Origin of the sequence: Paenibacillus sp. FSL L8-0158 (assembly GCF_038592965.1) — a bacterium.
Lineage (GTDB): Bacteria > Bacillota > Bacilli > Paenibacillales > Paenibacillaceae > Paenibacillus > Paenibacillus polymyxa_D.
The window spans coordinates 2,789,847-2,799,487 of sequence record NZ_CP151949.1; the positions used below are offsets into that span (position 1 = coordinate 2,789,847).

Annotated in this window: 7 protein-coding genes; 5 read left to right on the forward strand and 2 right to left on the reverse strand. The window is 42.9% G+C overall.

Features of this window, described 5'->3' with window-relative positions:
• Positions 1 to 158 precede the first annotated feature (158 nt).
• Positions 159 to 1,181 (forward strand): NADH:flavin oxidoreductase/NADH oxidase, encoded by a 1,023-nt coding sequence (locus NSQ68_RS12510; protein WP_307354195.1) that lies wholly within the window; start codon positions 159 to 161, stop codon positions 1,179 to 1,181.
• 630 nt (positions 1,182 to 1,811) lie between these two features.
• Here NSQ68_RS12510 and NSQ68_RS12515 read toward each other — a convergent pair.
• Positions 1,812 to 2,456, reverse strand: coding sequence for a GerAB/ArcD/ProY family transporter (locus tag NSQ68_RS12515; RefSeq protein WP_342429112.1), 645 nt, complete (start codon positions 2,454 to 2,456; stop codon positions 1,812 to 1,814).
• The gene (locus NSQ68_RS12520; RefSeq protein ID WP_342428991.1) at positions 2,377 to 2,925 is read right to left on the reverse strand and encodes a GerAB/ArcD/ProY family transporter; all 549 of its coding nucleotides are present in this window, start codon (positions 2,923 to 2,925) and stop codon (positions 2,377 to 2,379) included. Before NSQ68_RS12520 ends, NSQ68_RS12515 begins: the two co-directional genes overlap by 80 nt.
• Before the next feature lie 171 nt (positions 2,926 to 3,096).
• Between NSQ68_RS12520 and NSQ68_RS12525 the strand changes: the two genes are divergently transcribed.
• From NSQ68_RS12525 to NSQ68_RS12540, 4 genes are all read left to right on the forward strand, one after another.
• On the forward strand, positions 3,097 to 3,507 hold the full coding sequence (locus NSQ68_RS12525; protein WP_342428992.1) for a MarR family transcriptional regulator: 411 nt from the start codon (positions 3,097 to 3,099) through the stop codon (positions 3,505 to 3,507).
• Positions 3,508 to 3,580: 73 nt separating this feature from the next.
• A complete protein-coding gene (locus tag NSQ68_RS12530) occupies positions 3,581 to 5,344 on the forward strand; it encodes an ABC transporter ATP-binding protein (protein WP_342428993.1) in 1,764 nt (587 codons plus the stop codon).
• Complete coding sequence (locus NSQ68_RS12535; protein WP_342428994.1) at positions 5,337 to 7,187, forward strand: ABC transporter ATP-binding protein; 1,851 nt, start codon at positions 5,337 to 5,339, stop codon at positions 7,185 to 7,187. Before NSQ68_RS12530 ends, NSQ68_RS12535 begins: the two co-directional genes overlap by 8 nt.
• A gap of 121 nt (positions 7,188 to 7,308) precedes the next feature.
• Positions 7,309 to 7,617: a hypothetical protein gene (locus NSQ68_RS12540; RefSeq protein ID WP_307354191.1), complete on the forward strand. Its 309-nt coding sequence runs from the start codon at positions 7,309 to 7,311 to the stop codon at positions 7,615 to 7,617.
• Positions 7,618 to 9,641 lie beyond the last annotated feature (2,024 nt).

Genomic DNA, 9,641 nt, shown 5'->3' on the forward strand with positions numbered 1-9,641 from the left:
AGTAGCTTACTACAACAAACGAGTAAATGACGTAATCTTACTTTGAAGTTTTGAAATCATGCCTAGAGTTGACAAATGAAACAAACATGTTAGTATATATGCGTGTGCATGCATTTTATTGTTAGTACTACCTAAACTCAGAGAGGAGTCTTTCTCACATGAAAGATTTATTTAGTCCCTATACAATTAAAGGTTTGGAATTGAAAAATCGCGTAGTTATGCCTCCAATGTGTCAATATTCGGTTGACAAAAAGGATGGGGTCGCTACAGATTGGCATTATATGCATTACGTTAGCCGTGCGGTAGGCGGAGCTGGTTTTATCATAATTGAAATGACAGATGTAGAGCCGGATGGTCGTATCTCCGATTTTGATCTTGGTTTATGGTCAGATGAGCAGATTCCTGCTCTCAAACGGATTGTAGATGCTTGTCACAGCTACGGTGCCAAAGTGGGAATCCAGATCGCGCATGCCGGACGCAAGGCGGAAGATGCTGAAGTTCCTGTAGCACCATCTGCTATTGCATTTGATGAAAATTCAAAACAACCTCGCGCACTTACAACAGAAGAGGTTAAAGGACTGGTTAAAAAATTTCGTGCTGCTGTAGCTCGCGCTGTCAAGGCTGGATTCGACAGCATTGAAATTCATGGTGCACATGGCTATTTGATTCATCAATTTCATTCGCCGCTTACGAACAAACGGGAAGATGAATATGGTAAAGACCTTACCCTTTTTGGTCGGGAGATCATTCAGGCAGCGAAGAGTGAAATGCCAGAAGATATGCCGCTCTTGATGCGTATTTCTGCCAAAGAATACGTAGAAGGTGGATATGGTATTAAGGAAAGCATTGCTTTTGCCAAGGAATATCAAAAGGCAGGAGTAGATATGTTTGATATTTCATCTGGCGGTGAGGGACCTATAGCTGCATGGGGCAGACCAGGAACTCACGCAGCGTATCAAGTCCCCTTGGCAAAAGAGATCAAAGAAGCTTTGGATATTCCGGTGATGGCCGTTGGAAGACTAGAAGATCCAATTTTGGCGAATGCAGTTATCGGAAATGAAGAGGCCGATTTGGTTGCTGTGGGTAGAGGGATGTTGAGAAATCCTTATTGGTCACTGGAAGCCGCATCAAAATTGAAAAAAGAAACTGCAATCCCTACACAGTATACTACAGGTTTTTAAGACTGATTGTATGCATTACTGGTTCATCCTGCTTGGGTCAGCAAAATTCGGGACAGAAGAAAGTCGGGGCTTGATTATATCCATGTCACAAGAATATGAGGCTTGGCAACCAGCCTTTCCAGACAGTAGTAGACATGAGCTTGCCCAAGAGGTATGGAAACATTACAGCGATGGCTAATGGACACCTGGAAGACCCATCTAAAGCAAGTTAGATGATCGAAAATTGTACAGCCGATATTATTACTTTGGGCAAAGGAGCTCTTGCTAATCATAATTGGCCTGTCAAAGTTAAAAATGGTGAACCGCTAGCTATATTTGACCAGGAAAAGATTTTAAGACCGAATGCAACGATAAAAGACTTTGAAATGGTCGATTAAGCAAAAACAGTACGTCCTTTAGACCTTCTGCAAAGTACTCTATCAAGGTACTCTACAGAAGGTCTAATTAAATGAACTCTGCGATCACAGAGAGCATCTAAAATATTGCTGCTCAAACCAATTTTCTGGCTACCTGGGCAGGAGAACATGGAAGAAGGTTTGCAATTGTTGCGGGAGAAGTGCGTAAGAATACTTTAATTTCACAGATGGTAAATTAGCCATACTCTATGGAATTCCATCTTTGCCCCGAAAGTTACGTTAGCTGGTTGTTGTGACTGATACGTTTCCTGATGTGATATACAACGAGCAGGATTAATGGGAAAGCGAAGGCATGGGTAAAATCCCAATCTACCCAGTAGGCTGGGATCTCCTTGACGTAGAAAATAATATTTTTTGCAATCAGATGCGACAGTCCGTAAATCAGAAATGCCACTGGAAAGATCAATGGCCGGTAGGATTTTAGCTTTAGTAGCTGAGCTGTCCCCAAGACAAATGCGTAAAAGAAAAGCGCTGTTTTGAAATAGGTGCTAATGATCCACGTGGTGGCCATTAAAGCCTCAATCCGCTGCAGAAAATTAGCAATGTTGATTCTCTGGGCAAGAATGTAGGCAGCGTAAAATTCGTGTTCTGAGAAATATGCTCCGAGTACTGTTAGGGAGAGAAACAAAATGAGGTTGAGTCCAACAGCACCGATCAACAGTGAGATGAATATATTGCGACTCGTATTGCTTTGTTTTTGTACATAGGGATATACCATGAAGAACACGCACATTTCTCCAAAGGGATAAAATACGCCGAACATAATGGTGTGCAGCATGTCAGGAAACGGTGTATTCAAAATAGGATAGATACGCTCTATCTGAACATCGGGGAACAGGAGAACGATTAGGCAAACCAGAAAAAACGCAAAGAAAGGAAAAAAAAATCTGGGCTGCTCTGCCCAACGTTTCAAGACCTAGCCGTAAGCCATACACCAGCAGAAAAATCGCCATGAAGCGTATGACGCCGCCGGGTGTCCCTTCGTAAATCTGTGTGCACATGAAATCTTCGATTTCTCTGATATAGGTGGAGGCTGCAATCAGGAAAAAGAATAAATAACTCAACGCAACAGCTCCACCCACCCATTTTCCTAATACTTGTGATGAAAGCTCAATAATCGTTTTAGTTGGATCAATATTTGATGTAGATATCATCAGCTTTACACATGCAAGTCCTAGCGGAATACTAATTAAAGCAGCAATCCACGCATCTTCGTGGGCTCCGCTTGCCATTGCTGCAGGATAAACAAGTGCCATTTCCCCGATTAGCGAGAAAAGCCCAAGTAACATCATTTGAGCCGTACTGATCCGGTCTTGTTCAAGCTTCATGATAACTCCAAATCTGATTCAACTACTCCTCAAGTTTTTTTGTCATTTCCATTGGACTTTTGTGTTCCATATTTTCTCTAATTGACTTTGTAACCCCACATCATTATTATCTTATACTATAAGATTAATTATCTCATACTATGAGGTATTATTGAGAAGGTGTTGTGACCAATGGATTATAAAGCATCAGCGACAGAACTATTCGAGTATATCGTCAAATCGCGGAAACCGGCATTAGAGGAACGAGGGCACTTCTCACGTGGTGAAATGGGGATTCTCATTTGTCTGAATTTCAATAGGGATGGGGTTACCTCGGGGCACTTGAGCGAATACTTGTCCGTCAGTACGGGACGGGTAGCAACGGCACTGAAGAGCCTGGAGAAGAAGGGACTCGTTGTACGGCGTACTGATGTCGACGACAAACGTAAGGTGATTGTATTCATTACGGATTCAGGTAAGCAATTTATGATTGACAGGCATAATAAAGGAATCGCATGGACTGAGAATATTCTTCGAAAGTTAGACGAACAGGATGCCAAAGAACTGATCCGACTCATTAAGCTTATTGTCTCTAGAAGCTGAATTCCTATGCAGACGCAGGAGCACCATACTTCACCAGACATCAAAGACTATCAGATAAAAGGAGAGCAACAGAATGCTAAAGATATTCAAATATCTCAAGAAAAATGAATGGATGCTCGTGCTTTTCAGCCTGGCTTTCATCGTTGTGCAAGTATGGCTTGATCTGAAGCTACCTGATTATATGGCGGAAATTACGACCAAGCTGCAAACAGAAGGGACGCCTATGTCCGAACTGCTGATTCCTGGCAGTTACATGTTGTTTTGTGCCGTTGGCAGTATGATTGCATCTATTATTGTGGGCTATTTTGCGGCAAAGGTGGCTGCAGGGCTGGCGATGCGTCTGCGTGCGATGGTCTTTGACAAGACCCTATCCTTTTCGATGGAAGAGATGAACAGCTTTTCGACAGCAAGCCTCATTACCCGCTCCACGAACGATGTTACGCAGATTCAAACGGTGGTTGCACTGGGTTTGCAGGTAATCATCAAGGCACCGATTCTGGCTGTGTGGGCCATTGTGAAGATTGCGGATAAAAACTGGCAGTGGACCGCCTCTACTGGAGCGGCCGTGGCTGCTCTGATTCTAATGCTAAGTGTCATTGTTGTTTTCGCTCTTCCAAGTTTCCAGAGAATCCAACGTCTCACCGATAATCTGAACAGGGTAACACGTGAGCATCTGATCGGACTTCGGGTAGTACGCGCTTATAATGCAGATCAATATCAGCAGGAGAAGTTCGAGCAGGCTAACGTTGAGTTGACGAATACAAACCTGTTTGCGAACCGATTGATGACGATGATTGGCCCAGGTATGACCTTTATTATGTCAGGTCTGAGTGTCTCTATTTATTTGATCGGTGCTTACCTGATTAACGGGGCGGCCGTACCAGACCGCATCACGCTGTTCTCCAATATGGTCGTATTCTCCTCTTATGCGATGCAGGTAGTTATGGCCTTTATGATGGTAAGTATGATATTCATCCTGATGCCTCGCGCCTCGATCTCTGCCAAACGGATCATGGAGGTTTTGAATACCGAATCCAGTATCGTTAACGGGTATGAGATGACTGGAGAAGAGAGCGCTATGGGGCAAGTGGAATTCCGTAATGTCAGCTTCAAATATCCGGACGCGGAGGAGGCCGTGCTTCGCAATATTAGCTTTACGGCGAAACGAGGCGAGACGGTTGCCTTTATTGGCGCTACAGGCAGCGGCAAAACCAGCGTGATCAATCTAATTCCCCGTTTCTATGATGTGACCGAGGGAGAGGTACTCGTGGACGGTGTGAATGTCAGGAACTATAATCAGCAGGCACTCCATAACAAAATCGGGTATGTTCCCCAGAGAGCTGTACTGTTCAACGGTACGGTGGCATCCAACGTTTCGTATGGTGTTAACGGAAGAGCAGGAGCTTCGGAGAAACTCGTCAAAGAAGCCGTTGGTATTGCTCAAGGAACGGAGTTTGTTGAAAAAATGGATGGTCAATATCAGGGTAGAATTTCGCAAGGTGGAGCGAACGTGTCCGGTGGTCAAAAGCAGCGGCTATCCATTGCGCGTGCCATCTACCGACAGCCGGAAATTTATATATTCGATGATTCCTTCTCTGCATTAGACTACAGAACAGACCGGATTCTGCGCTCCGCTCTCAAAAAAGAAACCGGCCACGCTACGACACTTATCGTTGGTCAGCGCATAGGCACTATCAAAGACGCCGACCGGATTATCGTGCTGGACCAGGGAGAGATTGTAGGGAGTGGCACGCATGAAGAGTTGATGACGAACTGTAGCACCTATCAGGAGATCGCATATTCGCAGCTTTCGAAGGAGGAACTCATACATGGATAAAAATGAACACACCGTCGACAGCCAGCAAATGAAAATGAATCAGCCAGGTCCCATGGGTAAAGGCCCCGCGGGGGGCAGGGGTGGTGGTGAAAAAGCAAATAATTTTAAAAAGACCATCAGCCAGCTTGCATCCTACAGCAAGGCCTATGTGCCTATGATTATACTCGCAATGGTACTGGCCCTGGTCGGCTCTACCCTCAACGTGATTGGCCCGGATAAGCTCAGTGATATTGCCAACCTGATTCAGGAAGGAATCGTAACCGGGATTGATGTAAGTGCTGTTCAGAAGATTGTTCTTGTATTGGCGCTTTTATATGGATTTGGTCTTATCTTTAACTATTTCCAGGGGTTCATTACAGCAACCGTCTCACAGCGACTTACAAAGAAGATGCGAACAGAGCTGTCTCGAAAAATCGATCATATGCCTTTGAAGTATTTTGACTCTACGAGTTACGGTAATGTGCTTAGCCGCGTAACCAACGATGTGGATACCATCGGACAAACGCTAAACAACAGTCTCGGCACGCTTGTCAGTGCGCTGGCTACTTTCGTGGGAGCCTTGATTATGATGCTGTATACGAACTGGATCATGACCGTTACCGGAATTGTAGCTACGCTGATCGGTTTTTGCCTGATGAGCGTGATTATGAAGCGTTCACAGAAATATTTTGTAGCACAGCAAGCGGAGCTTGGCCAGATCAACGGTCATATCGAAGAAACCTATGCTGGTCATAACGTAGTCAAGGTCTATAACGGGGAACAAGCAGCCAAGGAAGTGTTTCATGGCATTAACAGCCGCTTATATACAAATGCATGGAAGTCCCAGTTTATGTCTGGTCTGATGATGCCAGTCATGATGTTCATTGGAAACTTTGGTTATGTCGCGGTCTGTGTTGTGGGAGCTTTGCTGGTCAACCAACAGACTATAACCATCGGAACTATTGTCGCCTTCATGGTGTATATTCGTCTGTTTACACAGCCCTTGTCGCAGCTGGCACAGGCTGCAACCAATCTGCAATCGGCGGCCGCTGCCAGTGAACGTGTATTCGAATTTCTGGGTGAAGAAGAATTGGCAGATGAGCGTCACAAGACCACGAAGCTGGACACCGCCAAAGGGGACATCGAATTCAAACATGTCCGTTTCGGCTATAATGCAGACCGTATGATTATCAAGGACTTCTCTATGAAAGCTGAAGCTGGTCAGAAAATTGCCATTGTCGGTCCGACAGGCGCTGGTAAGACCACGCTTGTGAATTTACTCATGCGGTTTTATGAGCTGAACGATGGAGAAATCTACATTGACGGAACCCCGATTAGCCAATTAACGCGTGAGAATATTCATGAATTATTCTGTATGGTGCTTCAGGATACCTGGCTGTTCGAAGGAACGATTCGTGACAATATCGTCTTTTCCAAAGATCATGTTACTGATGAGCAGGTAGAAGCTGCATGTAGAGCGGTGGGGCTGCACAGTTTCATTAAAACACTGCCGCAGGGATATGATACAGTTCTGGATGACAAAGCCAATCTCTCTGCCGGTCAAAAGCAATTGATTACCATTGCAAGGGCGATGATTGAAGATTCACCTATGCTCATTCTGGATGAGGCCACAAGCTCGGTTGATACGCGTACGGAATTGCTGATTCAACAAGCGATGGACCAGCTGACTGTGGGGAAAACCTCCTTTGTGATTGCTCACCGACTTTCGACGATCAAAAATGCGGATCTAATTCTGGTCATGAAGGACGGTGACATTATCGAAATGGGTAACCATGAGGAATTGCTAGCAAAAGGCGGCTTCTATGCCGATCTATACAACAGTCAGTTTGAACATGCATCCTAAAAAGTAACTGCTTGAAAGTATAATGAATTTCTATATAGTTCCAATTGAATTAACTTCATCATGTGGACATTATAAGGTATGAGAGCCAGAATTTCTTAATCATAATTGTGGAGGCAGATCAATGAACCAGCGTTTTCGAATCACCCGTTCCATGCAGGAAAATCCTGTGGAGCAATCCATTTCCCTGGAGGAGTGCAAAGATTACTTTGCATCCCAGCCAGACTTTTCGTATTCACGGGAGCTTATCATACAAGGTACTGAGAGCACCATGTCGATCGAGGGAGATTTTTTCATGTGGAAGTATGCTGACGTAGAAATACCTTTTCGTCATTACATGGGGGATGTGTACGTGGCTATTTCCAATGAGGCTGTCGTGCCTAAGATGATTGAAATTGCAACAGATTTACAAGCAGATGTAGTGGATGGGTGAAGAACGATTCTTATTGCAGCAAAGTAGGCGTAGAAGCCAAGCTCTGATTATCCGGTTCAGTTCTCGCACCAGTTTGAATTGGTTAATGTGGACAGCCGCGGGAATCCCTTATCATCTAAAAGACGTGATATACGATTGCTTGTCTGGATATCTGGTGAGTGGTTGCAAAGGATTTGTTCCATGTCTGATCATAGGGCAGAAGCTCAATCGGTTGTGATGCGCTCGGCAACAAAAACGATTCGATTCGTACACAGTATACATCACACAACAAATGTTTCTGGTACGTTCGCTGTGGCAGTATTCACTTCATTCTTAAGGGTCAAGTCGCCAAAACATAAAAATAGCAAGTCTCTTGCAACATGGAGACTTGCTATTTTTATGTTTTCGGTTCATTGAATTTTGCGAAAAATATAGTTCCATAGTTATGATTTTTCTAAAAATTTATACTTTTAAAGGAAGATCAAAACGTTTCTATTAAATAAAAAACAAAGTTTCTAGCTTAAATTAGAGAAAAATTTAATCTGAACTGAAATTTCAGAAGAAAATTAAAGAAAATTTCGCATGTGAATTAGTTCAAAAGAGCTATGAAAAGTCACTATCTATTTAAAAAGTGAAGAGTTATTAATTTTGAATCACTTCAGCTTGATATGAATAAATTCCATTATATAGGTAATTAAAGGATATTGCTGAAAAAGTTGAAATTTGTCGGATGATGTCAGAATTGATTTGTTACATTTGTGTTAATGATATGTAACGTAAAATTTGTTTTGATACAAGGGTTTTGGACTTTCTTGCAAGTCTACATCATTTTGATTTTATCAATTATAAAATCAAAAATTTTGTTTTGAATCATGTTAACGGGTCATGATCGGTATTCAATTTAATAAAAAAGTGAAATTCTTGTATTTGAAGATATAAAAATAATAGAATAATATGGGTTATTTATTGATTTCATGAAATCTATCAATTTGGAACTTTTGTCCCATGCTAATCGGTTTTAAAGTTTGTATATTTAAAATAGCTAGAAAGTATTGGGAGGAAAAAAGGGATATAAGGATTTATTGTGAAATTTTGGACAGTAAGAGGATTTGAGAAATTTATATGGCGACTCCGATCATGTCTTGGTTTTTAAAAATCGTGATCTATCTGACTGAGAAGATCCAGTAATTTTCGCCCGATATGAGGACTTTGCCTAATGGCTTGCAGAACATAGAAGTTGTTCAACGAAGCTCCATGGACACCAAGCAGGACAACATGCCCTCACTGCTTCCCGAAATGGCTTCATAAGTACATAAGCTGTTCTCTTTTTTAGACACTGTATGGGGGCACTGATTGTAATTGAAACAGCATGGCAGTTGTATAGGCCAAACTGTAAGATTCCCTGTCCATAGCATCATATCCAGTAAATCCGTCCCACATCTCCCGTATTGCAAAAGACAACTCCATTATTTTTAAGGTATGTGAAACGTATACTTAGCAGTCTGGGAACCCCGTTGGCCCGTCCGATGACCATCATTTTTCATCCATGTACAAAATCAAGAAGTCATAAGCGCAGTCGTGAATCACGCTCCTAACCACGCTGCAGCAGCTCATGCATCTCACAGCATCGATACCCTCCAGCCAAGATTCGACAGCACACATCACGATACACTACGTTGTTAATACTGCGGCAACCATTCTACAACCCACCACCAAGATGTACTCTCAGCATAATTCAAAAATATTCTCATTCCATGCACATATTCATACATCCAGAGTCAGAGTTATTTGCTATGTCCGCACAACTAAAAAAGCTTGCACTGCGAAAGTGTGAGCGATGAAAAACAAGATGCGCTTGTTCGATTCAAATTTAGCTCTTTGAAGGCACCCATATCTCAATGGTATATCAGGAGTGATCGCTTTTGCCGACTACCATTGGCAATTTAATGCCGGAGAAAAGACACGCATGACTAGTTCCTTGACAAGGGCGGTCATTTATGAGGAGTTACTTTTTATCCATATCTATTTCGTGAGGAGAGATACGT

Excerpts from the sequence above, each read along its gene's own strand:
- NSQ68_RS12520 (WP_342428991.1), bottom strand. The coding sequence starts at position 2,925 with ATGAAGCTTGAACAAGACCGGATCAGTACGGCTCAAATGATGTTACTT.
- NSQ68_RS12525 (WP_342428992.1), top strand. The coding sequence starts at position 3,097 with ATGGATTATAAAGCATCAGCGACAGAACTATTCGAGTATATCGTCAAA.
- NSQ68_RS12510 (WP_307354195.1), top strand. The coding sequence starts at position 159 with ATGAAAGATTTATTTAGTCCCTATACAATTAAAGGTTTGGAATTGAAA.
- NSQ68_RS12535 (WP_342428994.1), top strand. The coding sequence starts at position 5,337 with ATGGATAAAAATGAACACACCGTCGACAGCCAGCAAATGAAAATGAAT.
- NSQ68_RS12540 (WP_307354191.1), top strand. The coding sequence starts at position 7,309 with ATGAACCAGCGTTTTCGAATCACCCGTTCCATGCAGGAAAATCCTGTG.
- NSQ68_RS12530 (WP_342428993.1), top strand. The coding sequence starts at position 3,581 with ATGCTAAAGATATTCAAATATCTCAAGAAAAATGAATGGATGCTCGTG.